The organism is Nocardia aobensis NBRC 100429 (assembly GCF_000308375.1).
Classification (GTDB): Bacteria; Actinomycetota; Actinomycetes; order Mycobacteriales; family Mycobacteriaceae; genus Nocardia; species Nocardia aobensis.
The window spans coordinates 1-24,950 of sequence record NZ_BAFQ01000183.1 but is presented as its reverse complement, the minus strand read 5'-3'; the positions used below and the strand labels follow the sequence as shown (position 1 = coordinate 24,950).

At 67.8% G+C, this 24,950-nt stretch carries 25 protein-coding genes and 1 pseudogene; 9 read left to right on the top strand and 17 right to left on the bottom strand.

The window, feature by feature from the left end:
- Window positions 1-245: hypothetical protein (locus tag RJ03_RS23945; RefSeq protein WP_157163489.1), on the top strand; the 245-nt coding region annotated here is incomplete at its 5' end.
- A gap of 128 nt (window positions 246-373) precedes the next feature.
- Window positions 374-4,327 (top strand): DNA-directed RNA polymerase subunit beta', encoded by a 3,954-nt coding sequence (locus RJ03_RS23940; protein ID WP_036505858.1) that lies wholly within the window; start codon window positions 374-376, stop codon window positions 4,325-4,327.
- Window positions 4,328-4,406: 79 nt separating this feature from the next.
- On the opposite strand, the gene RJ03_RS23935 is transcribed toward RJ03_RS23940, so the two are convergent.
- Window positions 4,407-5,264 carry a dienelactone hydrolase family protein gene (locus RJ03_RS23935; protein WP_051025188.1) on the bottom strand — a complete coding sequence of 286 codons (858 nt, stop codon included), beginning with the start codon at window positions 5,262-5,264 and terminating at the stop codon, window positions 4,407-4,409.
- Complete coding sequence (locus tag RJ03_RS23930) at window positions 5,246-5,902, bottom strand: TetR/AcrR family transcriptional regulator (RefSeq protein ID WP_036505857.1); 657 nt, start codon at window positions 5,900-5,902, stop codon at window positions 5,246-5,248. Before RJ03_RS23930 ends, RJ03_RS23935 begins: the two co-directional genes overlap by 19 nt.
- Before the next feature lie 81 nt (window positions 5,903-5,983).
- Between RJ03_RS23930 and RJ03_RS23925 the strand changes: the two genes are divergently transcribed.
- The gene (locus RJ03_RS23925; RefSeq protein WP_036505856.1) at window positions 5,984-6,835 is read left to right on the top strand and encodes an SDR family oxidoreductase; all 852 of its coding nucleotides are present in this window, start codon (window positions 5,984-5,986) and stop codon (window positions 6,833-6,835) included.
- Window positions 6,836-7,023: 188 nt separating this feature from the next.
- Here the strand turns inward: RJ03_RS23925 and RJ03_RS23920 are convergent, their stop codons facing one another.
- From RJ03_RS23920 to RJ03_RS23905, 4 genes are all read right to left on the bottom strand, one after another.
- Complete coding sequence (locus tag RJ03_RS23920; RefSeq protein ID WP_036505855.1) at window positions 7,024-9,399, bottom strand: ATP-binding cassette domain-containing protein; 2,376 nt, start codon at window positions 9,397-9,399, stop codon at window positions 7,024-7,026.
- A gap of 61 nt (window positions 9,400-9,460) precedes the next feature.
- Window positions 9,461-9,871, bottom strand: coding sequence for a VOC family protein (locus RJ03_RS23915; RefSeq protein ID WP_036505867.1), 411 nt, complete (start codon window positions 9,869-9,871; stop codon window positions 9,461-9,463).
- Window positions 9,872-9,888: 17 nt separating this feature from the next.
- Window positions 9,889-10,326 (bottom strand): helix-turn-helix transcriptional regulator, encoded by a 438-nt coding sequence (locus RJ03_RS23910; protein WP_036505854.1) that lies wholly within the window; start codon window positions 10,324-10,326, stop codon window positions 9,889-9,891.
- Between the two features lie 79 nt (window positions 10,327-10,405).
- Window positions 10,406-11,083 (bottom strand): hypothetical protein, encoded by a 678-nt coding sequence (locus RJ03_RS23905; RefSeq protein WP_036505853.1) that lies wholly within the window; start codon window positions 11,081-11,083, stop codon window positions 10,406-10,408.
- A 157-nt stretch (window positions 11,084-11,240) separates the two neighbouring features.
- On the opposite strand from RJ03_RS23905, the gene RJ03_RS38160 reads away from it, so the two are divergent.
- The 3 genes and pseudogenes from RJ03_RS38160 to RJ03_RS36250 form a co-directional block, all read left to right on the top strand.
- Window positions 11,241-13,319 (top strand): serine/threonine-protein kinase, encoded by a 2,079-nt coding sequence (locus tag RJ03_RS38160; RefSeq protein WP_051025187.1) that lies wholly within the window; start codon window positions 11,241-11,243, stop codon window positions 13,317-13,319.
- A gap of 90 nt (window positions 13,320-13,409) precedes the next feature.
- On the top strand, window positions 13,410-14,579 hold the full coding sequence (locus RJ03_RS35180; RefSeq protein ID WP_051025186.1) for a GGDEF domain-containing protein: 1,170 nt from the start codon (window positions 13,410-13,412) through the stop codon (window positions 14,577-14,579).
- 68 nt (window positions 14,580-14,647) lie between these two features.
- A pseudogene (locus RJ03_RS36250) lies at window positions 14,648-15,190 on the top strand (alkaline phosphatase family protein); the annotation flags it as partial.
- 126 nt (window positions 15,191-15,316) lie between these two features.
- Here the strand turns inward: RJ03_RS36250 and RJ03_RS23885 are convergent.
- The 4 genes from RJ03_RS23885 to RJ03_RS23870 all read right to left on the bottom strand — a co-directional run bounded on the left by RJ03_RS23885 (window position 15,317) and on the right by RJ03_RS23870 (window position 18,088).
- Window positions 15,317-15,826: a hypothetical protein gene (locus RJ03_RS23885; RefSeq protein WP_036505849.1), complete on the bottom strand. Its 510-nt coding sequence runs from the start codon at window positions 15,824-15,826 to the stop codon at window positions 15,317-15,319.
- A complete protein-coding gene (locus RJ03_RS23880; protein WP_036505847.1) occupies window positions 15,823-16,896 on the bottom strand; it encodes a DNA polymerase III subunit beta family protein in 1,074 nt (357 codons plus the stop codon). Before RJ03_RS23880 ends, RJ03_RS23885 begins: the two co-directional genes overlap by 4 nt.
- A 69-nt stretch (window positions 16,897-16,965) precedes the next feature.
- Complete coding sequence (locus tag RJ03_RS23875) at window positions 16,966-17,520, bottom strand: hypothetical protein (RefSeq protein WP_157163488.1); 555 nt, start codon at window positions 17,518-17,520, stop codon at window positions 16,966-16,968.
- Between the two features lie 13 nt (window positions 17,521-17,533).
- On the bottom strand, window positions 17,534-18,088 hold the full coding sequence (locus RJ03_RS23870; RefSeq protein WP_157163487.1) for a cupin domain-containing protein: 555 nt from the start codon (window positions 18,086-18,088) through the stop codon (window positions 17,534-17,536).
- A gap of 182 nt (window positions 18,089-18,270) precedes the next feature.
- Between RJ03_RS23870 and RJ03_RS23865 the strand changes: the two genes are divergently transcribed.
- Window positions 18,271-19,203 carry an AraC family transcriptional regulator gene (locus tag RJ03_RS23865; RefSeq protein WP_158271318.1) on the top strand — a complete coding sequence of 311 codons (933 nt, stop codon included), beginning with the start codon at window positions 18,271-18,273 and terminating at the stop codon, window positions 19,201-19,203.
- Between the two features lie 82 nt (window positions 19,204-19,285).
- Here the strand turns inward: RJ03_RS23865 and RJ03_RS37330 are convergent, their stop codons facing one another.
- Entirely contained in the window at window positions 19,286-19,423 is a 138-nt protein-coding gene (locus RJ03_RS37330; protein ID WP_157104447.1) for a hypothetical protein, read from the bottom strand.
- A 226-nt stretch (window positions 19,424-19,649) separates the two neighbouring features.
- Here RJ03_RS37330 and RJ03_RS23855 point away from each other — a divergent pair, with 226 nt between their 5' ends.
- Window positions 19,650-20,120 (top strand): PaaI family thioesterase, encoded by a 471-nt coding sequence (locus RJ03_RS23855; RefSeq protein ID WP_036505842.1) that lies wholly within the window; start codon window positions 19,650-19,652, stop codon window positions 20,118-20,120.
- Window positions 20,121-20,138: 18 nt separating this feature from the next.
- Here RJ03_RS23855 and RJ03_RS23850 read toward each other — a convergent pair whose 3' ends face one another.
- Window positions 20,139-21,140 (bottom strand): aldo/keto reductase, encoded by a 1,002-nt coding sequence (locus tag RJ03_RS23850; RefSeq protein ID WP_036505841.1) that lies wholly within the window; start codon window positions 21,138-21,140, stop codon window positions 20,139-20,141.
- A gap of 100 nt (window positions 21,141-21,240) precedes the next feature.
- On the opposite strand from RJ03_RS23850, the gene RJ03_RS23845 reads away from it, so the two are divergent.
- Window positions 21,241-22,116: a helix-turn-helix transcriptional regulator gene (locus tag RJ03_RS23845; protein ID WP_036505839.1), complete on the top strand. Its 876-nt coding sequence runs from the start codon at window positions 21,241-21,243 to the stop codon at window positions 22,114-22,116.
- Here the strand turns inward: RJ03_RS23845 and RJ03_RS23840 are convergent, their stop codons facing one another.
- The 5 genes from RJ03_RS23840 to RJ03_RS23820 all read right to left on the bottom strand — a co-directional run bounded on the left by RJ03_RS23840 (window position 22,117) and on the right by RJ03_RS23820 (window position 24,911).
- Window positions 22,117-23,100 carry a pirin family protein gene (locus tag RJ03_RS23840; RefSeq protein ID WP_036505838.1) on the bottom strand — a complete coding sequence of 328 codons (984 nt, stop codon included), beginning with the start codon at window positions 23,098-23,100 and terminating at the stop codon, window positions 22,117-22,119.
- 42 nt (window positions 23,101-23,142) lie between these two features.
- Window positions 23,143-23,454 carry a GNAT family N-acetyltransferase gene (locus tag RJ03_RS23835; protein WP_036505837.1) on the bottom strand — a complete coding sequence of 104 codons (312 nt, stop codon included), beginning with the start codon at window positions 23,452-23,454 and terminating at the stop codon, window positions 23,143-23,145.
- A 4-nt stretch (window positions 23,455-23,458) separates the two neighbouring features.
- On the bottom strand, window positions 23,459-23,935 hold the full coding sequence (locus RJ03_RS23830; protein ID WP_036505836.1) for a carboxymuconolactone decarboxylase family protein: 477 nt from the start codon (window positions 23,933-23,935) through the stop codon (window positions 23,459-23,461).
- Window positions 23,936-23,999: 64 nt separating this feature from the next.
- Window positions 24,000-24,425, bottom strand: coding sequence for a MerR family transcriptional regulator (locus RJ03_RS23825; RefSeq protein WP_036505835.1), 426 nt, complete (start codon window positions 24,423-24,425; stop codon window positions 24,000-24,002).
- A gap of 117 nt (window positions 24,426-24,542) precedes the next feature.
- On the bottom strand, window positions 24,543-24,911 hold the full coding sequence (locus RJ03_RS23820; protein ID WP_036505834.1) for a VOC family protein: 369 nt from the start codon (window positions 24,909-24,911) through the stop codon (window positions 24,543-24,545).
- Window positions 24,912-24,950 lie beyond the last annotated feature (39 nt).

Genomic DNA, 24,950 nt, shown 5'->3' with positions numbered 1-24,950 from the left:
GGGTGAAGGTCTACGAGGCGATCGTCAAGGGCGAGAACATCCCCGAACCGGGCATCCCGGAATCGTTCAAGGTTCTGCTCAAGGAACTGCAGTCACTGTGCCTCAACGTCGAAGTGCTGTCCTCCGACGGCGCCGCGATCGAGATGCGCGACGGTGACGACGAGGACCTCGAGCGTGCCGCGGCGAACCTCGGCATCAACCTGTCCCGCAACGAGGCTGCGACGGTCGACGACCTCGCGCAGTAGCCGATCGGTCCCGGCGCCCGCATTGGGCGCCGGGGCATAGTTTCCCGCTCCGCGGAAGTGGTCCGCCACGGCGGACGAACTAGCGAACTTTGCTCGATACTGAACCCGAACAGGGGAAAGGAAGTTACGTGCTAGACGTCAACTTCTTCGATGAACTCCGGATCGGCCTGGCGACCGCCGAAGACATTCGCAACTGGTCCTACGGTGAGGTCAAGAAGCCGGAGACCATCAACTACCGCACGCTCAAGCCGGAGAAGGACGGCTTGTTCTGCGAGAAGATCTTCGGTCCCACCCGGGACTGGGAGTGCTACTGCGGCAAGTACAAGTGTGTCCGCTTCAAGGGCATCATCTGTGAGCGCTGTGGCGTCGAGGTGACCCGCGCCAAGGTGCGTCGTGAGCGGATGGGCCACATCGAACTGGCCGCGCCGGTCACCCACATCTGGTACTTCAAGGGTGTGCCGAGCCGTCTCGGTTACCTGCTGGACCTGGCGCCGAAGGATCTCGAGAAGATCATCTACTTCGCCGCCTACGTCATCACCGCCGTCGACGAGGATCTGCGCCACAACGAGCTGTCCACGCTCGAGGCGGAGATGGAGGTCGAGAAGAAGACGATCGCCGACCAGCGCGACGCCGACCTGGAGGCCCGCGCCCAGAAGCTCGAGGCCGACCTGGCCGAGCTCGAGGCCGAGGGTGCCAAGTCCGATGTCCGCCGCAAGGTCAAGGACGGCGGCGAGCGCGAGATGCGCCAGCTGCGCGACCGTGCCCAGCGGGAGCTGGACCGGCTCGACGAGATCTGGACCACCTTCACCAAGCTGGCTCCCAAGCAGCTGATCGTGGACGAGGTGCTCTACCGCGAGCTGCAGGACCGCTACGGCGAGTACTTCACCGGCGCGATGGGTGCCGAAGCCATCCAGAAGCTGATGGAGACCTTCGACATCGAGGCCGAGGCCGAGAACCTGCGCGAAACCATTCGCACCGGTAAGGGCCAGAAGAAGCTGCGTGCGCTCAAGCGGCTGAAGGTCGTCGCGGCCTTCCAGACCAACGGCAACTCGCCGATGGGCATGGTGCTCGACGCCGTTCCGGTGATTCCGCCGGAGCTGCGCCCGATGGTTCAGCTCGACGGTGGCCGCTTCGCCACCTCCGACCTGAACGACCTGTACCGCCGCGTGATCAACCGCAACAACCGCCTCAAGCGACTGATCGACCTCGGCGCCCCCGAGATCATCGTCAACAACGAGAAGCGGATGCTGCAGGAGTCCGTGGACGCGCTGTTCGACAACGGCCGTCGCGGTCGCCCGGTGACCGGGCCCGGTAACCGCCCGCTGAAGTCCCTGAGCGATCTGCTCAAGGGTAAGCAGGGTCGTTTCCGTCAGAACCTGCTCGGTAAGCGCGTCGACTACTCGGGCCGTTCGGTCATCGTCGTCGGTCCGCAGCTGAAGCTGCACCAGTGTGGTCTGCCCAAGCTGATGGCGCTGGAGCTGTTCAAGCCGTTCGTGATGAAGCGTCTGGTCGACCTGAACCACGCGCAGAACATCAAGTCCGCCAAGCGGATGGTCGAGCGGCAGCGCGCCCAGGTGTGGGACGTCCTCGAAGAGGTCATCGCCGAGCACCCGGTCATGCTGAACCGTGCGCCCACGCTGCACCGCCTCGGTATCCAGGCCTTCGAGCCGCTGCTGGTCGAAGGTAAGGCCATCCAGCTGCACCCGCTGGTCTGTGAGGCCTTCAACGCCGACTTCGACGGTGACCAGATGGCCGTGCACCTGCCGCTGTCCGCGGAGGCGCAGGCCGAGGCCCGCATCCTGATGCTGTCGTCGAACAACATCCTGTCCCCGGCGTCCGGCCGCCCGCTGGCCATGCCGCGTCTGGACATGGTGACCGGTCTGTACTACCTGACCCGCCTGGAAGAGGGCGCCAAGGGCGAGTACCGGCCTGCCACCGCGGATGCTCCCGAGCAGGGCGTCTACGCGTCGCCGGCCGAGGCCCAGATGGCCGTCGACCGCGGCGAGCTGACGGTTCGCTCGCTGATCAAGGTGCGTCTGACCGAGCAGCGCCCGCCGAAGGACGTCGAGGCGGAGCTGTTCCCCGAGGGCTGGCAGCGCGGCGACGCGTGGCTGTGTGAAACCACCCTGGGCCGCGTCATCTTCAACGAGCTGCTGCCCGCGGACTACGCGTTCATCAACGAGCAGATGCCGAAGAAGCGGCAGGCGACGATCATCAACGATCTCGCCGAGCGCTACCCGATGATCGTGGTCGCGCAGACCGTCGACAAGCTCAAGGACGCCGGCTTCTACTGGGCCACGCGTTCGGGTGTCACCGTCTCCATGTCGGACGTTCTCGTTCCGCCGGAGAAGGCCGAGATCATGGAGCGCTACGAGGCGCAGTCCGACCAGATCGAGAAGAAGTACCAGCGTGGTGCTCTCGACCACCAGGAGCGCAACAACGCCCTGGTCAAGATCTGGCAGGAAGCGACCGAAGAGGTCGGTAAGGCGCTGCGTGCGCACTACCCGGCCGACAACCCGATCATCACGATCGTCGATTCGGGCGCCACGGGTAACTTCACCCAGACTCGTACCCTCGCGGGCATGAAGGGTCTGGTGACCAACCCGAAGGGTGAGTTCATTCCGCGACCGATCAAGTCCTCGTTCCGTGAGGGCCTGACCGTTCTGGAGTACTTCATCAACACCCACGGTGCGCGAAAGGGTCTGGCCGACACCGCGCTTCGTACCGCCGACTCGGGTTACCTGACCCGTCGTCTGGTGGACGTGTCGCAGGACGTCATCGTGCGCGAGACCGACTGTGGCACCGAGCGCGGCATCCTCGTCGCGATCGCCGAGAAGCAGCCCGACGGTCTGCTCATCCGCGATCCGCACGTGGAGACCAGCACCTATGCCCGGACGCTGGCCGCCGACGCGGTCGACGCCGACGGCAACGTCATCGTGGAGAAGGGTCACGACCTCGGCGACCCGGCCATCGAGGCGCTGCTCGAGGCCGGCATCACCGACGTCAAGGTCCGCTCGGTGCTCACCTGCACCACCGGCACCGGCGTGTGTGCGACCTGCTACGGCCGCTCGATGGCGACCGGCAAGCTGGTCGACATCGGTGAGGCCGTCGGTATCGTCGCCGCCCAGTCCATCGGTGAGCCCGGCACCCAGCTGACCATGCGTACCTTCCACCAGGGTGGTGTCGCGGGTGACGACATCACCGGCGGTCTGCCCCGCGTGCAGGAGCTGTTCGAGGCTCGTGTGCCCAAGGGCAAGGCGCCGATCGCGGAGGTCTCGGGCCGGATCCGGCTCGAGGACGACGACCGCTTCTACAAGATCACCATCATTCCGGACGACGGTTCGGACGAGGTGGTCTACGACAAGCTGTCGAAGCGTCAGCGTCTGCGGGTGTTCAAGCACGACGACGGTTCCGAGCGTCTGCTCGCCGACGGCGACCACGTCGAGGTCGGCCAGCAGTTGCTGGAGGGCTCGGCCGATCCGCACGAGGTGCTGCGCGTGATGGGTCCGCGGCAGGTGCAGATTCACCTGGTGCACGAGGTCCAGGAGGTGTACCGGTCGCAGGGTGTGTCCATCCACGACAAGCACATCGAGGTCATCGTTCGCCAGATGCTGCGCCGCGTCACCATCATCGACTCGGGTGCGACGGAGTTCCTGCCCGGTTCGCTGGTGGAGCGTTCGGAGTTCGAGGGATCCAACCGCCGCGTCGTCGCCGAGGGTGGCGAGCCCGCGTCGGGTCGCCCGGTGCTGATGGGTATCACCAAGGCGTCGCTGGCCACCGATTCGTGGCTGTCGGCGGCCTCCTTCCAGGAGACGACTCGTGTCTTGACGGACGCGGCGATCAACTGCCGCTCCGACAAGCTGATCGGCCTGAAGGAGAACGTGATCATCGGTAAGCTGATCCCGGCCGGTACCGGTATCAACCGCTACCGCAACATCCAGGTGCAGCCGACCGAAGAGGCCCGTGCCGCGGCGTACGCGGTGCCGTCCTACGACGACACCTACTACAGCCCGGAGGGCTTCGGCACCACGACCGGTGCCGCGGTCCCGCTGGACGACTACGGTTTCAGCGACTACCGGTAATCCCGCGTAGTAAGGCACTTCGCCCCGCCTCGGTCATCCGAGGCGGGGCGTTGTCGTATCGGCCGGGTCGGCCGGTGCGCTAGGGCTCGTCGGGCGAGGGCCGGTCGGGCGCGTGGTCGGGGGGATCGAGCAATCGCGTGCGGAGGTGCTCGAGAACCAGGTCGAGCGCCTGACGGGTCGGATGGCCGGGCGTGTCGACGAGGTGTTCGGTCAGTACGGAATGCGGCGGCGTCGGCGCGTCCGGATTCGCATCCTCGGGGTCCAGTTCGACTGCCAGGAAGGCCGGGCCCAATTGTCTGCGCAGCGAGGCGAATCGTTCCTCCGGGACCAGCCGATCACCGCGGAATCGCAGGCCGAGGACGCCGAGGCCCTGCGCGCATCGTTGCTGAATGCGCGCGAGATCCGCGGTGCCGATACCGATTTCGGCACGTCGGCGGCGCGTCACCGGTACCGGCGTGGCCGGTTGCGACAGCACCGGCGCGAGCAGATGGTCGTCGGCGGCCATGGCGAGGGCGAAACCTCCGGTCAAGCACATGCCGACGGCCCCGATGCCCGGCCCGCCGCAACGCCGGTGTTCGGCGGCGCCCAGGGCGCGCAGCCAGTTCGTGATGGGTGAGGCTCCCGGGCCGGCCAGCATGCTGAACTCTCGTCCGACGCAGAGCCGGGCCATGGCGCCGACACCGTAGGCCGCGCTGCTCAGCAGGCCGTGAGCGGCCGGATTCGGATCGCGTCCGGCCGTACCGAACATATCCGGCAGCACCGCGGTCAGGCCGAGATCGCGTACCCGGCGGGCGAATTCGGCGACCCTCGGCGTGATGCCGGGGACTTCGGTCATCACGATCACCGCCGGGCCCGATCCCGATCGGAGTATCGGGTGGCTGATACCCGTGTGACTGAACGATTCGCGCGTGAAGTCGATCAGGGGATCGTCGGCCATGATGTCTCCGTGGCTCGGGCCTGCGCGTCGAAGGTGCGGCGGGCGGCGATGAACAGGGTGGTGCAGACGTCGGTGAGCGCGGCGGGGGATTGCGGGCTGCCGCCCATCAGCCAGTCGACCAGGAGATGGTTGACGCCGCCGACGAGGGCGACCGCGGCCGAATGTTGTTCGAGCGACAGCGGTTCGGCGCGGGTGGCGGCCCAGGCGGCGGTGACGATCTCGGCGAATTCGCGCAGCACCTCGTGGCGGCGTTCCTCCATGGCGGGGGATACACCGACGGCCTCGATCAGGGCCACCCTGGCAAGTCGCCGATCCTCGGTCAGATTTCCGATGAACGTCTGCAATCCGGCGCGGGTCTGGGCGTCGATGTCGTCGCCCGCGGAGGTCATCGCGGCCACGGTCGCGGCGCGCACCCGCGTCACGACTTCGGAATACAGGGCGGCCAGGCAACTTTCGCGGTCGGTGAAGGATTCGTAGAAGTAGCGTTCGGTGAGTCGTGCGGCGCGGCAGATCTGTTTGACCGAACTGCCCGCATAACCGCTGGTGCCGAAAACCTCCAGTGCGGCGTCCAGGATCGCCGCGCGCCGCTGCTCCCGGCGCTCGTCCGGCATCAGTCCCTGGTACTTCCGTCCTGGCATGCCCCTGTCCTCACGTCCCGACCTATGGCACACTAGAGCATCGTTGCTGACACGCAGGCATGTCAGAATGGAGAACCATCCATGACCTCACCGATCGCCGGTCGTGTCGTCGCGGTGACCGGCGGGGCGCGGGGCATAGGCCGGGAGATCGCGCGTGTGCTCGCCGAGGCCGGTGCCCGGGTCGCCGTCGGCGACCGCGACGAGCCGGCGGCCATCACCACCGCGGCCGAATTGTCCGGTACCGTACGCGGATTCGCCCTCGACGTGACCGATACGGAGTCCTTCCGCACCTTCCTCGCTGCCGTGGAATCGCTGTGGGGTCCGATCGACGTACTGGTCAACAATGCCGGCGTGATGTGGGTGGGCTCGTTCGACGACGAGCCCGAGGCCGCGACCGCGCGCATGCTGGAGGTCAATCTGCACGGCGTCATTCGCGGCGTGCGGCTGGTCGCGCCGGGCATGCGGGCGCGCGGGCAGGGCCACATCGTCACCATCGCCTCGGCCGCCGCGCGGTTGTCCCCGCCCGGCGAATCGACCTATGCCGCGACCAAACACGGGGTGCTCGGCTACCTGACCGGCGTGCGCGAGGAACTGCGCGGCAGCGGCGTGCGGATCTCGGTGATCATGCCGGGGGTGGTCGCGACCGACCTGGCCGCGGGTACCGACACCGGCGCCGCGAAACTGCTGGAGCCCGCCGATGTGGCGCGAGCGGTGCTGCGGACGATCGAACGCCCTCGGTTCGAGGTCACCGTGCCGCGGTACATCGGTCCGCTCGTCCGGCTCGCCGAACTGCTTCCCCAACGCCTGCGAGACCTGACCTTGCGTCGCATGGTCCCGGATCAGGTCGCCGCGACCCGCGGTTCCACCGCCCGCGCCGCCTACGAACGTGGCCTCACCGATCCGGCCGATCCCACCGGCGAGGACGGCTCGTGACCACGACCCGAGGTCGGCGGCCGATCATCGCGGCCGGCCCGTCGCTGCATGGCGCGCTGAACGCGACGTAGCGACCACAGACCGCGTCGGCGCAGCATTGAGCCGCCCGCGCCGACGCATCCGGCCTGCCGGTTCCGGTCGACCGGAACCGGCAGGCGCTCGGGGGAAGCGATCGGCGTCGTCCCGGACTATCCGCCGACGTAGGCGGCGAGGTGTTCGCCGGTGAGGGTCGAGGAGTCGGCGACCAGATCGGCCGGTGTTCCCTCGAAGACGACGCGCCCGCCGTCGTGGCCGGCGCCAGGACCGAGGTCGATGATCCAGTCGGCATGTGCCATCACGGCCTGGTGGTGTTCGATGACGATCACCGATTTGCCCGAGTCCACGAGGCGGTCGAGCAGGCCGAGCAGATTCTCCACGTCGGCGAGGTGCAGACCCGTGGTCGGCTCGTCGAGAACGTAGACCCCGCCCTTCTCGCCCATGTGGGTGGCGAGTTTGATGCGCTGGCGTTCACCGCCCGAGAGCGTGGTGAGGGGCTGGCCCAGTTTCAGATACCCGAGTCCGACATCATCGAGGCGCTGCAGAATCTTGTGCGCCGCCGGGATTTTCGCCTCGCCCGCGCCGAAGAACTCCTCGGCTTCGGCGACCGACATTTCCAGCACCTCGCTGATGTTGCGCCCGCCGAGGTGGTAGTCCAGGACGGCCGCCTGGAAGCGTTTCCCGTCGCATTCCTCGCAGGTGGTCGCGACGCCTGCCATCATCGCCAGATCGGTATAGATCACGCCCGCGCCGTTGCAGGTGGGGCACGCGCCTTCGGAATTCGCGCTGAACAGCGCCGGCTTGACGCCGTTGGCCTTGGCGAACGCTTTGCGGATCGGCTCGAGCAGTCCGGTGTAGGTGGCCGGATTGCTGCGCCGCGAACCGCGAATCGCGCCCTGGTCGACCACCACGACGTCCTCGCGGTCGGCGACCGATCCGTGGATGAGCGAACTCTTACCGGATCCGGCCACGCCGGTGACCACACACAGCACGCCGAGCGGGATGTCGACGTCCACGTTCTTCAGGTTGTGGGTGGAGGCGCCGCGAATCTCCAACGCGCCGGACGACTTTCGCGGGGCGTCCTTGAGTTTGGCCCGGTCGTCGAGGTGGCGGCCGGTGATCGTGTCGCTGGCACGCAGGCCCTCGAGGTCGCCCTCGAAACAGACTGTGCCGCCCTGGCTTCCGGCCCCCGGACCCAGATCGACGATATGGTCGGCGATCGCGATCGCCTCCGGTTTGTGCTCCACCACCAGCACCGTGTTGCCCTTGTCGCGCAACTGCAGCAGCAGGTTGTTCATCCGCTCGATGTCGTGGGGGTGCAGGCCGATGGTGGGCTCGTCGAAGACATAGGTGACATCGGTCAGGGAGGATCCGAGGTGGCGAATCATCTTGGTGCGCTGCGCTTCACCGCCGGAGAGCGTGCCCGCCGGCCGATCCAGCGACAGGTAGCCGAGGCCGATCTCGGTGAACGAGTCGAGCAGGTGCTGCAGGCCCTTCAGCAGCGGCGCGACCGACGGCTCGTCGAGTTCGCGCACCCATGCGGCGAGATCGCTGATCTGCATCCGGCAGACGTCGGCGATGCTCTTGTCACCGATCTTCGAGGACCGGGCCTCGACGCTGAGCCGGGTGCCCTCACATTCCGGGCAGATCGTGAAGGTCACCGCACGCTCGACGAACGCGCGGATATGCGGCTGCAGCGAGTCGACATCCTTGGACAGCATCGACTTCTGGATCTTGGGGACCAAACCCTCGTAGGTGAGGTTGATGCCCTCGACCTTGATCTTGGTCGGCTCCTTGTAGAGCAGATCGTGCAGTTCGCGCTTGTTGTACCTGCGGATCGGCTTGTCCGGGTCGAACAGTCCGCAACCGCGGTAGATGCGGCCGAACCAGCCGTCCATGCTGTAGCCGGGGATGGTGAGCGCGCCCTCGTTGAGCGACAGGCTTTCGTCGTAGAGCGCGGTCAGGTCGAAGTCGGTGACCGAGCCCATGCCCTCACAGCGCGGGCACATACCGCCGAGGCGGTGGAAGGTCGCCTTCTCGGCCTTGGTCTTACCGCCCCGCTCGACCGTGATCGCACCGCTGGCGGTCACCGAGGGCACATTGAACGAATACGCGTTCGGCGAGCCGATCTGCGGCTGGGCGAGGCGGCTGAACAGGATGCGCAACATCGCGTTGGCGTCGGTGGCGGTGCCGACCGTGGAGCGGGGGTTCGCGCCCATCCGCTCCTGGTCGACCGAGATCGCGGTGGTGAGGCCGTCCAGGAAATCGACCTCCGGCCGCGACAGCGTCGGCATGAAGCCCTGGACGAAGGCGCTGTAGGTCTCGTTGATCATCCGCTGCGATTCCGCGGCGATGGTGCCGAAGACCAGCGAACTCTTCCCCGATCCCGAGACGCCGGTGAAGACGGTCAGGCGTCGCTTGGGGATTTCGACGCTGATGTCCTTCAGGTTGTTGACCCGTGCACCGTGTACGCGGATCAGGTCGTGGGTGTCGGCAACGTGCCGGCCCGGCGTCGCGGCCTTGCTCATGGTTTCTCCAATGTCGGGTGGGCGGCCCGGTCCGCCGACCGGCTCGGTTGTCGGGGTCGGCTCAGGAGGCCTGTTGGATCCGCAGCAGATTGCCCGAGGGGTCGCGGAACGCGCAGTCGCGCAGTCCGTAGGGCTGATCGGTCGGCTCCTGCACGACCTCGGCCCCGTTCGCCTGCAGCCGCTCGAACACCTCGTCGACGTTCTCGGCGGCCAGATTGAGGCTGGCGAAAGTGCCCTTGGCCATCATCTCGGAGATGGTGCGCTGCTCTTCCTCGGTCACGCCGGGGGTGGCGTTCGGCGGGTAGAGCACGATCGAGATGTCCGGCTGTCCGGCGGGGCCCACCGTGATCCAGTGCATGCCCTTGAAGCCGACGTCGTTGCGCACCTCGAAGCCGAGGGTGTCGCGGTAGAAGGCCAGCGCCGCCTCCGGATCGTCTTGCGGGAGGAAGGTGTCGTGAATGGTGATGTTCATGTCGCTCACGCTAATTCCTACTCCGTAACCTGCGCTTCTCGATTCCTGATCGGTCTGGTGACCTGTTTCGCGACACACGACGGCATGCCCAGGGTGGCGTCGGCGGCCTCCCGCCGGTAGACGCTCGGCGGTACTCCGACCAGTTCGGTGAAGCGGGTACTGAAGGTGCCCAGTGATTGGCAGCCGACCTCGAAGCACACCTCCGTGACGCTGAGATCGCCGCGCCGCAGCAGCGCCATCGCGCGTTCGATGCGCCGCGTCATGAGGTATCCGTACGGTGATTCCCCGTAGGCGAGGCGGAACTGCCGGCTCAGATGGCCCGCGGACATGTGCACATCGCGGGCGAGGGCCTCCACGTCCAGGGGTTTCGCATATTCCCGGTCGATGCGGTCGCGGACCTTGCGCAACCGCGCGAGATCGCGCAGGCGCGGGTCGGGGGCAGATGTGCTGCTCACAACGCGATGGTGCCACGTGGCACCGACATTGCCCAGCAACCCTCACCACGAGCGGGACGAGGGGATGCGGACGGCGAGGTCAGCGCTCTCGGACCGGTGGGCATGTCTTCCCCGCGAGATGGCATTTGTCCTCGAATCCGGCGGGCAGCCAATTTCCGGACAGCAGCAGCGGATGATTCGGGAAGTGCAGCTGGGCGGCGACGACGAATATCAGTACAGCCCAAGGTGTTCGGACCTGCCACTGGTGGAAGGTGTTGTTGCGGTCGACGTAGCGCGCGACCACGTGGTCGGCGGCGGTCAGGTCGATCGTCTCGAGCGAGGCCCAGCGGATTCGGAAGGAGTAGTCGGGATTGGTGAGGTGGATGCGGCGGTCGGAGATCATCACCGAACCGGGACGTTCGGCAATCCAGCGCGGCTGGGACGCGGCCTCCGCACGCTGGCGCCGGGCCTGGTTCACCAGCGCATTCCCCAGTTGCGCGGCCGCGACGAAGGAGGCGCTGCCCGCGACGTAGATGTTGTTGCGGGTCCAGCCGCCGTTGCCGGGCGAGCGCCAGAACGACCAGGTCGCCGGGCCCTCGGCGATACACACCTCACCCGGATCGATCCGGATCCGGGTCGACTTGACGGGCATGCGCGCCAACTCCTCGCGGCGCAGCAGATCGAGCACCCCGCACGTGTACAGCAGGTGGTCGTCGAACCACGTCCATCCGGCCCGGTCGGCGAGGGCTCGGTCGATATCGGCCAATGGGTCGAACACTGCGATCTCACCACCTTCATCGACATCTGCGGCGCTGGATATCCACGGTATCGGAGGAGGCCGCGCCCGGCGAGGGCCGCCGAATCCGCCCGGTGAGGACGCCGGATTCGTCCGGTAAACTGCTGACGCCTCGGTGGGCTCGACCAGAAGGGGGACCGTGGCCGCACTCGCGATCGGCGAGACGTTCGCCGATTACCTCATCGAGGGCGTGCTCGGCCGTGGCGGAATGGGAACGGTCTATCTCGCCCGCCATCCCCGGCTGCCCCGCCGGGTGGCGCTGAAACTGCTCGACCGCGAGGTCTCCGCCGATCACGAGCGGCGCCGCCGGTTCGATCAGGAAGCCGATATCGTTGCCCGCCTGGAACATCCGGGCATCGTGCGGGTCTACGACCGCGGCGCCGACGACGGGCACCTGTGGATCTCGATGCAGTATGTGCACGGCACCGATGCGGCGCGGCTGGACCGGCGCGCCCTCACCACCGAGCGGGTGCTGCGCATCGTCACCGAAACCGCTGCGGCACTGGACTATGCGCACGGCAAGGCGGTGTTGCACCGCGACATCAAACCGGCGAACCTTCTCCTCGAAGCGCCCGAGGCCGGCCGCGCCGAACGGACCGTCCTCACCGATTTCGGCATCGCGCGATTGCAGGACGCCGACACCGAACTCACGGTCACCGGCACCCTCACCGCCACGCTCGCCTACGCCTCGCCCGAGCAGCTCTCCGGCGAATCGCTGGACCATCGCTGCGACCAGTACTCCCTGGCCTGCACCCTGTTCACGCTGTTGTGCGGGCGACCGCCCTATGCCGGAACCAATCCGGGTCAGGTGGTCGCCGGGCACGTCACGAAACCGATTCCCCGGCCGACCGCGCTGCGCGCGGACCTGCCGCCCGCCCTCGATCCCGTGCTGGCGCGGGCGATGGCGAAGCAGCCGCACGAGCGGTACGGCAGCTGTGCGGAATTCGTGGCTGACGTGTCGGAAGCGCTGTCCGGCAACAGATTCGGCGCGGTCAGTGATGTCTACCGTGCTCCCGCTCCGGATCACGCGGCCGGTACGGATTCGTGGGAGTCCGCCTCGCAGCCGCAGGAACGCTCGGCGGCGCGGTTGGCGCAGGGATACCCGACATCGGCTACCGCACCGACGCAGTCCCGGGCACAGTCGGCGTTCGGCGCACCGGGGCCCGGGCATCGGCCGGCGCAGGGGCCCCCGCATTCCGACGGCGCCGGTTCCGGGCAGTCACCGGTAGTGCCCGCCCGGGCAGCGCGGCGGAAAGTGCGGATCCGGCGGGGTGCGGCTGCGGCGGGCGTCGTCATCGTGCTGGCCGGCGCCGGGGTGGCGGTCGACAGATGGTCGGGCGGGCATTCGACGGCCGACGGCGGCTGGGGGCCGAAGTACCAGCCCATCGCGGACAATTTTGCGCAGGTGGTATCCGCGCGCCCCGGAGAGACCGGATGGCTGGGGACGCGGTGCGCGGTGGATCCGACGACGGGCGACCGGGCGGCGATAGCCTGTGAGAATCCGGACCGCGATCTGCGGGTGGAACTCGTCGACCTCGAAAAGGTCGACGCTGCAGTGGAATTCGCCGCGGACGCGAGTAAGCACAGTGGCGATCTGCTGGCGAGACATCCGGGCTTCACCGATCCGCTGGATGTCGTGCTGCCCACGCCGGATGCGACCGGGCCACAGGACCTCTACACGCTGTTTCCGCAGGATGTGCACCGGTCCCGATTCGTCGTCGGCCTGCGCTGGACCAAGCACGCGGCGCTGGAGGTCTACGATCGCTGGTGGCGGCAGCTGCCGTTGGGTATCGCCCCGCCGGATGCGACAGCCCCGGCGGATGCGAAAACCGAAGCGCCGGACAGTGTTCCGTGGTGCTACGCGGCCAGGACCGCGACCGACGTCAACGACGATACGCCAGGCGGCACCGGATCCGGTCCGGATGCCGTGTTGGGCTACGAGTTCGCGCAGTACGCCACCCGAAGCGGTTCGGCGGCAAGGCAATACGTCGTGCCCGAAGCGGCGGCGGTGCCCGCTGCCGAAACCCTGCAGGCTCGGATCGCCCAGGTGCCGGTGGGCACCCAGCACTGCGTGCACGTGACCGGTGGCGATGTCCCGGACCGCTTTCAGGTGCAGGTTTTCGAACGCCGTCCCGACCGCGGGTTCCTCTACCACGCGTACACCGCCATCACGGCCGACCGCGACGGCCGCGTGCTGATCCGGGAGATCCGGACCTGATCCGGCACCGGTCGGAAGAGGTACTACGACCATATATCGCTGGTCCTGGGGCACTTCACAGATCGCCGGACGCTGTCCTAGCGTTGTCGGATGGCTGCACCCGAGCCGTCCGGTGACGAGCATCGCCGCAGCGGGGGCCCGTTCGCGCGGGCACGTGTCGCCGATGCGCTGAGCTACGGCGGGCTGGTTGCCGTGCGGATGTGGTGGCGAGAACCCGCCGACTATCGCTGGCTGCTGAGCACGCTGCGCAACCAGGCGGCACTCGGCTTGCTGAAATTCTCGATCGGCACATCCGGCTTGGGCCTGAGTTTCGTCGCCCTCATGCTCCTGCTGTCGGCCGAAGGCCCGCAGAACGCGGCCGGCCGGGCGGTTATCGGCCTGTTCGCCGTTCTGGCGTTGGTGGTGGGCGTGCGCTGGTACCTGCTGCCGTGGCCGAGTGCCTGGGCGTCACTGGCGTTGATCGCGCTCGCAGACCTCGGCATCACGATCAACGGTCTGCTGGTCTCCAACCGTGTGGCGATGATCAACAACACCGCCCTCATCCTGACCGGCGGCTATCTGGCGCTCTTCCACAGCGCCAAGGCGCTCGCCGTGCACGCGGGTTGGTCGCTGTTCTCGGTGCTGCTGGTCACGGTACGAATGGGCACCCCCGCCAACTCGGATCGTGACGTCCCACTCGCGATCGCCACCACGCTGATCATGGTGCTCGCGGTCGTCCTCGTACTGCCGACGCTGCAGTTCTTCTATTGGGTGCTCCGCACGAACGCGTTGTCGGATCCACTGACCACCCTGTTGAACCGGCGTGGACTCGACTACCACCTGCCCGGATTGTTCGCCGCCGGTACGCCGATCTGCGCGATGATCATCGACCTGGATCGATTCAAGGAGGTCAACGACACCTTCGGTCATCAGGAGGGCGACAGGGTGCTGGCCAGAACCGCGGCACGGTTGCGCGACACCACCGACCCCGCTGCCACCATCGCGCGCACCGGCGGGGAGGAGTTCACGATCGTCGGACGTCTGGACGCCGGAGCCGCTCGGGCACTGGCCGAGCGGCTCCGGCGCGCGATCGAGAGTTCGGGCGACGGCGCCCTGGTCACCGCCAGCATCGGAGTGGCGGTCCTCGACGACAGCGAAGTAACCGATGACCGTCTCTCGCCCGAGTTGCTACTCCGTTTCGCGGACACCGCCATGTATCGGGCGAAACAGCGAGGGGGCAATGGCATCGTCGTCCGGGAACTACGCGAACCTCTCACTTGATCGGGACACAGGGCCACGGGTGCCGTGTCTCGGAAATGGGCTCGTCCCAGTGAGATCGATGCGGCAGCATGGGCGATCATGCGCTACTCACTGGCCGACGTCCTGCCCTCGGTGGCCGCCGCCCTGGGGATGGATGTGCACAATCCGACGTGCACTACGTGATCCCCGGCTATCAGCGCGATTCGGGACTGACCCGTGCGGCCTTCCGCGCCGCGGGCACCGTGCATCCGGCCACCGATCTCGATCAGGTGCGGGCCGGAATCCGCGCCGTCGCACGCCATTGCGGCACCGGCCGGCGCTTCGCGTACGCCTACTTCGCCGACCTGGACGTCGCCGGCCACCTGCACGGCCCGGAATCTCCGGAGTGGCTGCGGGTACTGGCCGATATCGACAGCGCGGTGGCGGATCTGCTGACCGACCTCCCAGCCGAGTGCACCCTCCTGATCACCGGCGATCACGGGATGATCCACGCCGATACCGTCGTCGACCTCGACGCCCGCCCGCATCTGCATCGCGGCGTGCGGGCGATCGCCGGCGAGGCCCGGGTGCGCCACATCTATCTCGAGGATGCGTCGGCGCGGTCCGATGTGCTCGCCGCCTGGACCGAGGAATTGTCCACGGCCGCAACGGTTGTCACTCGCGAACAGGCCGTGGACGAGCACTGGTTCGGCCAGACGCCACCCAGTTCGTCCCGCTCATCGCGTCGCGATGACCCGTCTCCGTGCGCGAGTGTCCGATCACGCCCCGGACGTGCCGGGTGCCGAGTCCCGCCGCCGGGTCGATCGGTGCTCGATCGCCGCGGCGACCTCTTCGATCGCCCTTCGGATGAGCCGTCCGTAACCATCGTCCGCGAGTGCGCCGGTATGCCGTCGCGCCGCCGCGATGTGCTCCGCGGCGGCCGCGAACGACCCGAGCAGCCGGTAGTTGTCGGCGAGGTTCAGATGCAGTGAGGGATAGAAGCCGGCGATGTGCAGACTCGCGTGATGGCTCTGCACGCGTGCCTCGGTGAGGGTGTCGGCCGCGTCCAGCGCCCGCACATCCCACACCAGTGCCTGGGCCGGATCGGTGTGGAGGTCGGCCAGGTAGTGGGCGAGGGTGCATCGGTGCAGCGGATCGCCCGCCGGTCCGATGTCCTGCCACAGCGAGACGAGTTGCGTTCGGGCGGAGTCGGTTTCGCCGTTGCGGCCGCGTTCCACGGCCGCGCCGATGGCCGCCATGGTGGGGTCGTGGGCAACGGCGTCGGTCATGATTCCTCGATGTGGCCAGGGGCGACGGGCATCGCCACGGTGGTGAGGTCGCCGTCGTCCGCGGATCGGATGACGACGGGCTGCTTCGGACCGGCGATGTCGATCATCACGTCGGGCCCGATGGCTGCGCCGATCGCCGGATAGAGGGTGGTGATGTCGAAGGTGAGCTCGACGTCCGGCCCGGTTACCGCGGCCGAAACCGCCTCGCTCGTACCGGAACCGGCACTCGCGAGCGCTACCGCCCCGGCGCGGACGCACAGCCGGATATGCCGCGCGCGCAGCGATTCCATCGCCCGGACGAGGGTGTCCCTCGGCGTCACGATGCGTGTGCGGGCGGTCTCGATGGAGCCCAGCAGCATCCGATGGTCGGGAAACGGCCCCGGCAGGATGCGGCACGTCCCGGCCGGCGACTCGCCCGCCCGGAATCGGACGGAATGCGGTCCGGCATCCAGCCGGACCTGATGGTGGCGGCGGATCCGCGGCACGGCCAGCCGCAGATCGTCACCGTCGACGGTGGCGGCCCACTCGGTCGAACTCGGTCGCTCGGGCACCAGGGTGCGGGTGGCGAGCCGGTAGCGGTCGGTGGCCGTGAGCGTCAGCGCCTCGGCCGAGACCTCGACGTGGACGCCGCTCAGGACGGGATGCTCCGGTTCGTGCACGGTCGCGGCGAGTATCTGCTCGACGGCCGTCGCGAAGACCGGACCGCTGACGGTCGCGACCGCCCACCCGCGCCCGGTGCCCAGGGCCGCCTTGATCTCGGCCGCCCGTCCCCGAGCCCGCCGTACGTGCTGTTCCAGTCCGGCGACGTGCTCGTCGATGAGCTGTCCCGCGCTCTCGCCCTCGGCCGCCAGCACCGCCGCGATCGTGTCCAGCGGCATGCCGATCTCGCGCAGCCCCCGAATCGCCACCGCCCGTTCCAGCTGGTCGTCGGCGTAATACCGATATCCCGACATCGGATCCACGATCGCGGGCGGCAGCAACCCGGAATCGGCGTAGAACCGCAGTGCGCTCGCCGTGAGCCCGCTGGCCCGTGCGAACGCTCCGATCGTCACCATTGCGGATTCCGTCACCGCCCCATCATGAAGCTTCAGCCGACCTGAAGGTCAAGGGGTGGTGACGGCCGAGGGCGGTGCCCGGCCTCAGCGGCGCAAGGTCCGCGAATGCGCCGAGACCAGTGCGTGCGGGCAGTGCGGCCGGGCGCGGGGCGGGGGTGCGAAGCCGTCGAACCGCGCCGGCGGCGCCGGTGCGCGCAGGGTCACCGTCGACGTCCACGGCCGCGCCGGCATCTCCATCCGGCACGCGACGTTCCAGCCGAACGGAATCGCATGGGCGCGTTCGCCGTGTTCCTCCAGGCGATCGGTGAATTCCGCGAGGACGTCCAGGGTGTCGGCGAGATGGGTCAAGACATCGGCCTGATCGGAGCCGAGGGTGAAACGGCTGCCGCTCGCCACGCAGAACGGGCTGCCGGCGAGTACGACGAACGATGCGTCGCTGTCGGCGCACAGCCGCCGGACCGTGCGCACGGCGTCACCGCTGATGGGGCAGTCGCCGGGTTCGACGACGATCCGCACCAGCAGGCAATCGAAGAATCGCCGCGGTACGCCCACGGCGGTGGTGGGCAGTTCCACCGCACAGGGACCGGCATCGACGGGCGTGTATTCGAAACTGCGCCAACGACTTCCGGAAATTCTCATCGCCGTGCCCGCCTCACGGTGCGGCCGGCGCGTTCCGCTCGACGCCGCAGAGGGTGTAGCAGAACACGAACGGTTCGGTGCCGTCGTTGAACCAGGCGTGCGGTGCGCCGTGCTGCACGACGCAATCGCCCGGTCGCAGTGCCACATCCACGTCGTCGCCGATCCGCAGCCGGCCCTCGCCGCTGAGCACCACCACGAAGTCGACGCTCTCGGTGGCGTGCACGCCGGGACGAGCCGGGTCGAAGGCGGCCATCATGCCCGGCAACTTCTGCTCCGCCTCGGCCGCCACGACCGCCATCTCCGCCTCGGACACCTCGGCGGGGGGCTCGTAGCTCAGGCCCGGCGGGACGGAGATGAAGCCGAAGCGCACTCCGCCGGGTCCGGGAAAGTAGCTGGTGTCGACGTCGGACGGCATCCGGTCGACCGGAAGTGCGGGCAGTTCGTCGACCTCCCACATCCGATGAAGTTGCGCCCCCGGCAGCAGCGCCAGCGTCAGCGGCTCGAAGTTCTCGTCGGAAAGTACTCGGCCCTGTCCGGAACCGTCGTCCCCGACCACGATCCTGCGCATGGAAACCTCCTGATCCTCATCCATTCCGCGCCGATCCGGACCCGCATTCCGCCGTTGTACAGCCCGTTTCCGGATATCAGCTCACCGGCACGGTAGCGAGCGCCGGGGCATGCCCACATGTCCTGGAACGCAGGGCCATTGTTCAGGTGCGCAGAATCGGAAAACCGGCAATGATATCCGCGATGACCACTGCCGAATCGGAGACGACGAGTGCGATCGAGCCGCACGAGCGGGTCGATTACTGGGCTCATCTGATCAGCTCGTACCAGTGCACCCTGGGCTACCGGTTTCCGACTTCCGCGGATTTTCGCGGACGCACCTCGCTGCGGCGTACCGAGTCGTATCAACTGGTCGGCTGGGAATCCGATGCTGTCACCTATTTCCGGAGTCCGCGGCTCATCCGCGCCGACCCCGACTCCGACTATCGGTTGCTCGTACCGATCACCGGCACCCTGACTTTCCGCCACGGTGACGACACCGGTGCGTTGCCGCCCGGCAGTGCGTGCCTGGTCTCCACCGACGAACCCTTCGAGATGTCGATGTGCGAGGGCTCGCACGGGCTCATCGTCACCATTGCGCGCGAGGACATCCGGCACCGCCTCAACCGCCGGGAGCCGCCACCGCGGCCGCTGAACCTCAGCACCGGAATCGGCGGGGTCGCGGGAGCGGTCGCCGGCACCCTGTACACCGAGCGCGCCGCGCTCACCGACCACCAATTCGACACCGTCGCAGAACAATTGGTGGATCTGCTGTGCATGCAGATTCTCGGGGAGGCACCGAGTGCGCCCGCCCAGCTGGCGCAGGTGGAGGCGAGCGCCCGGCGCTACATCCGCACGCATGCGGGCGATCCGGAGCTCACCGGCGCGCGCGTCGCGGCGGCCCTCGGCTGGTCGCTGCGTCAGCTGCAGCTGGCATTCAGTCAGGCCGGTACCACGCCGAGCGAGGTCATTCGGGAGCAGCGCCTGCAGATCGCCCGCGATCGCCTGCGCAATCCCGCCTATCGGCAGCGCAGCGTCGCCGATATCGGCGCGGATCTGGGATTCGGTTCGGCCAGTAGTTTCACCAAGGCGTTCCGCCGCCGCTTCGACACCACCCCCGGACAGTTGCGCGGCTGAACGACCCGGCCGTCGGCCGGAATGCGAACGGCCCGCCTCCGTGCATGGGGTCGGGGGCGGGCCGGCGGTTGCGGAGCGCGGCTCAGTTGAAGATGCCGCCGCCTTGGGTGGCGGACCCGGCCGACCCCGTCACGAACAGGTTCATGATGTTGGTGAAGACGCTGCTCGAGTTCACTGTGCCGGCGGAGTTGGAGTCGATCAGGGCGATAAAGGCGTTCATGAACTGCTTCCTCGTGCATCATGGGTCCGCGGACCCGGTTGGGTGTCCTGCCGTGCTCAGCGCAGTGGAATGAAGCTTAACCAAAATCCGGCAAATCTGAACCACCTTCTTTTCGGATTTTTCGGACACCCCGCCGGACCGGTGGGGCGGTGTGCTGTGGACAGGGTTCCTCGTACAGAGTAAAAAAGTGGAACACGTTTCAATTCTGTGCGCGACGGGAGACGCAATGGACCACGCTGCCATGGGCGAGCTGGTGATGGCCGGATTTCAGAAGCTGGGATTCATCCAGTTCGCGGGGGTGGAAGGGGTGGAATATCTGCCCGGCCGCAACGTGGTGAGCATGGCGCCGAAGCCGGAACACCTCAATCACAACGGCGACGTGCATGCCGCCATTCTGTTCGGCCTGGCCGAAACGGCCGCGATGGGCGCCTCCATCTCCGGCATCGTGGACCTGATGGGCGAGACATTCATCGTCGCGCGCGACGGCCGGATCGAATATCTGGCCCGGGCCAAAGGCGAGGCGGGCCCGTTCCGTGCCACCTCGGAATTGACCGCGGCGGAACTGGAACAGGCCCGCGCCGAGATCGCCGCGCAGCAGCCGGTGGAACTGGCGATGCCGGTCGACATCACCGACAGCACCGGTAAGTCGGTCGCCGCGGCCACGTTCACCGCGGTGATTCGGCCGCGGCGCAAATAAGCGGGCGGCGAACGGGTTTCAGCGCTCGCTGTCCAACATGGCCATCTGCGGGGCGGCGTAGCGGTCACCGGCGACCGCCTCGGCGGGCGCCGCCGCCTCGATCGCGGCGAGCTCCGACTCGGAGAGCCGAATCTCCAGTGCGGCAACGGCTTCGGACCAGCGATCCACGCGGCGCGCGCCGATCAGCGGAACGATATCGGCGCCCCGGGTCAGTACCCAGGCGATCGCCAGTTGTGCCACACTCACGCCGTGGCGGTCGCCGATCTCCGCCAGTGCCGAGACCAGCCGGAGATTGGCGGTGAGATTCTCACCCTGGAATCGCGGGCTGTGCGCGCGGAAATCGTCGGGGGCGAAGGTCTGGTTCGCGCGCAGGGAGTCGCTCAGCAATCCGCGCGAGAGCACCCCGTAGGCGGTGATCCCGATGCCGAGTTCCCGTGCCGTCGGCAGGATTTCGCGTTCGATGCCCCGGGTGATGAGCGCGTACTCGATCTGCAGATCGACGATCGGCGCCACCGCCGCCGCACGCCGCAGGGTCTGCGCGCCTACCTCGGACAATCCGATGTGGCGCACATAGCCGGCCTGCACCATCTCCGCGATCGCCCCCACGGTGTCCTCGATCGGCACCGCCGGATCCAGCCGGGCGGGACGGTAGATGTCGACGTAGTCGACTCCCAACCGCTGCAGCGAATAGTGCAGGAAGTTGCGCATCGCCTCCGGTCGCGTGTCGACGCCGCCGAAGCTGCCGTCCGGACCGCGCAGCGCACCGAATTTCACGCTCAGCTGGTAGTCCTCGCGTGGACGCTGAGCGAGGGCACGGTGGATCAGCATTTCGTTGTGGCCGGCGCCGTAGAAGTCGCCGGTGTCGACGAGGGTGGCGCCGGAGTCGAGGGCGGCGTGGATGGTGGCGATCGATTCGGTCTCGTCGGAAGCCCCGTAGGCGCCCGACATCCCCATCGCGCCCAGACCGACGCGTCCGACCTTCGGGCCCGTCTCGCCCAGTTGTGTCTGCTCGATAGTCATGACCGAATCCTGCGCCTCGATGCGTCGCCTCGGCAGAGATCGTTTATCGGGGGATCGGCGATCCCTGGCTGCGGCCGCTCGCGCGGGGCACAGTGGAGTGATGAATCGCGAGGAACTGGCCGATTTCCTGCGGCGGCGGCGCGAGCAACTCCAGCCCGCCGATGTGGGCCTGCTGCCCGGCACCCGCCGCCGGACTCCCGGCCTGCGTCGCGACGAGGTCGCCCTGCTCGCCGGGATGTCCACCGATTACTACACCCGCCTCGAACAGTCGCGGGGTCCGCGACCCTCCGTGCAGGTTCTCGGCGCGCTCGCCCGCGCGCTGCGGCTCAGCGACGACGAGCGCGACCATCTCTACCACTTGTGCGGGCATGCGGCGCCGCATCGCGGCGGCGGCGACCGGCACGTCGGGCCCGGGCTGCTCTATCTCCTGGACAAGCTGGAGGACACGCCCGCCTGCGTGGTGTCGGACCTCGGCGAGATCCTCGCGCAGAACCGCATGCACATCAACATGACGGGTGACCACACCCGCTTCACCGGCATGGACCGCTACCTGCTGTGGCGCTGGTTCACCGATCCGATCGGCCGGAAGACGTTTCCCGACGCCGACTGGGACCGGCTGACGCGCCGGCACGTCGCCGATCTGCGCGCCACCGCGGCGCGGCGGGCGGGCGACGCCGACGTCACCGAACTGGTGACGAAGCTGCGGGCCGTCAGTCCCGAATTCGAACGGCTGTGGTCGGCGCACGAGGTCGCGGTCCGGATCAGCGATGCCAAGCGGATCCGGCACCCGCAGGTCGGGCTGCTCGACCTGGTCTGCGAAACGCTGGTCACGCCGAATGCGGCCCAGCATCTGCTGGTCTACTATCCGCGTCCCGGAACCGACGCCAAGGAGCGGCTGGAACTGTTGCGCGTCATCGGAACCCAGTCCATGACCGACGACACCGATTCGGGCAGTACGGTTTTCGACCGGAGCTGATCAGCGGGGCGGGAATTCGCGACGGGTGCGTGGGCGCAGCCGCAGATTGGGCAGCGGTGGCGCCGGAATGCGTTGCTGCGGAGTATGTCCCGCGACATCGCCGAAGCGCTCGGTGTCGTGCTTCTCCCACGCGGTGCGGGCGGCGTCGATCTCGTCGTGACTGCGGCCGACGAAATTCCACCACATCACCAGATCCTCGCCGAAGGGCTCGCCGCCGATCAGCACCACCCGCGCGCCGGATTCACTGCGCAACCGCAGTTCGGCGCGGTCGCTGCCCAGATACAGCAGCGGACCGGGTTCGGCGAGGACGTCGTCGATGCGCACCTCGCCCGACATCACCAGCACCGCATGCTCGAATTCCGGTGCCAGCGGCAGACGCGCGTCCGCACCCCGGCCGACGGTGATGTCCGCGCCGACGATCGGGGAGTAGGTGATCGCCGGTGAGCGCACCTCCCCGAGCGAGCCGATGAGCACGGTCGCGCGCAGTCCCGGCCGGGCCAGCACCGGCAGCTCGCGATGCTGCTCGAAATGCGGTGCGATATCGCGGTGCGCATCCGGCAGCGCGATCCAGAACTGCAGTCCCTGCCCGGCGGGCGCACCGGGCACCGTGTACTCCGAATGCGCGATGCCGCGCCCGGAGGTCATCAGATTCAGCTGGCCGGGCTCGATCTCCACATCGGATCCGACGCTGTCGCGATGACGGATCCGGCCGTCGAAGGGCCAGGTCACCGTCTGCAATCCGATATGCGGATGGGGATCGATATCCGGCGGCAGCCGATGCGAGGTCTCGGTCGAACCGAAGTGGTCGAGGAAACACCAGGCGCCGACCGTCGGCAGATCACGCTGCGGCAGTACCCGCATCACCGTGACGCCGCGCACGCCGCCCAGTGGCACCTCCCGGGCCGGATGGAAATCCGCCCGCGGGCCGGGCGCCGGCGACGATTCGCACAGCGCCTCGGCGGGATTCGCCTCGAGATCGCTCATCGGCCACCTCCGGTCCGGGGTCACCGCTGATGCCGGGCGCGGTTACCGCTGAATGCCTTTGCCCACTACGTGAGCATCGTAGTCCGGGTGCTTGTCGAGCCAGCTCTTGATGAACGAACAGCGGGGCACGATCGCGCGGCCGCGGTCGATCGCGTCCGTGATCGCATGCCGCGCCAGCGTGCCGGCCAGGCCCTTCCCGCTGAACTCCGAATCCACCTCGGTGTGGATGAAGGTCGTGTCCTCGCCGTTGTCGCGATATTCGGCGAATCCGGCGAGTTTGTCGCCGTACCACACCTCGTAGCGGTGCTGCGCGTCGTTGCGGACGACTGCTGCGGTCGCGGCCTGATCGATCATCGGGTTACTCCTTCCGTTCCCGCACCGGATGCCTGCTCATGATCGACACGCGATTGAACGCGCCGATGGTCGTCGCGACCCAGACGATCACCGAAACCTGTTCGTCCGACAGCTGTTTCCGCGCATGGGCGTACACACGTTGCAGGGTGTCCTCATCGGGCAACGTGGTGGTCGTCTCGGCGAGTGCGAGGGCGGCGCATTCGGACGGGGTGAACAACTCGGTACGCCGCCAGGCCGGCAACACGTCGAGCTGCTGTCGGGTCACGCCGGCCTTCAGCGCTGCCTGGGAGTGCAGGTCCAGGCAGTACGCGCAGCCGTTGATCTGCGAGACGCGCACGTTGACCAGCTCGACCAGGGAACGGTCGAGACCGGCGGCCGCGGCCGCGTTGCGGACGGCCAGTGCGACGTTGTTGAGCGCACGGAAGGGCTCGGGACTCTGTTTGTCGATCCAGATGCGGGCATCGGCGGCGGGGGTTTGCATAGCGGAGGCATCCTAACCGTGCGCTGCGTCACCATGCGCGGGATGTATGCGACGTCACGCGGGTTCAGATTTGTTGCATGGCAGCGACTCTGCCCTCGTAGAGGCCGATCTTGCGGTCGAGCACGGCGAGTGTGCTGTGCAGGTCCTCGATCTGGGCGAGCACGCCCTCGCGAGTTTTCCGGAACATCTCCAGCCGCTCCGGGGTGGTCTCGTCACCGGCCCGCACCAGTTCGGCGTAGTGGACCATATCGGCGACCGACATCCCGGTGGTGCGCAGGCAGCCGATCAGATGCAGCCAGCTCAGATCGCGATCGCTGAACCGGCGCTTACCGCTGGAATCGCGGCCGATGTAGTCCATCAGGCCGATTCGCTCGTACCAGCGCAGCGTGTCGCGGGTGAGGCCGGACTTCTCCGCGGCATCGCCGATCGAATACTTGGGGCGCTCGTAGTCCTCGGTGTGCTCGAGGGGATTCGCCGTGGTTGCCGTCATCGCCACTCGCCTTCCTGACCCGCTTCCCGACCCGCGGGCCCGCGCTTCGACAGTACCGACCTGGAGTGCACTCCATGCAAGCCCGGGCGCATCGCCCGGGCCCGGCCCGGCCGCGGCTCAGCCCCGCTGCGGCAGTTCCTGCACGGCCCACTTGTTGCCGTCGGGATCGGCGAAATAGGTGAACAGACCCCAGCCCTCGTCCTTGACCGGCGTGGCCTCCACACCCGCGGCCACCAGCTGCCGGTAGGCCTCCTCGGCGCTGGCCACCACCATCTGCATACCGACCACGCTGCCCGGCGCGGCGTCGGTGATGCCCCGGCCGATGCAGATCGAACAGCCCGAACCCGGCGGGGTCAGCTGCACGAACCGGATGTCCTCGGACGGGCTGGCGTCGTGATCGGCGTTGAATCCGATGCTCGTGTAGAAGGCTTTCGCCCGGTCGACGTCGGTGACCGGGATGGCGACGAGTTCGATTTTCCAATCCATGTGAGGAGCATCTCATCGACCACCGACATTGATGATGGC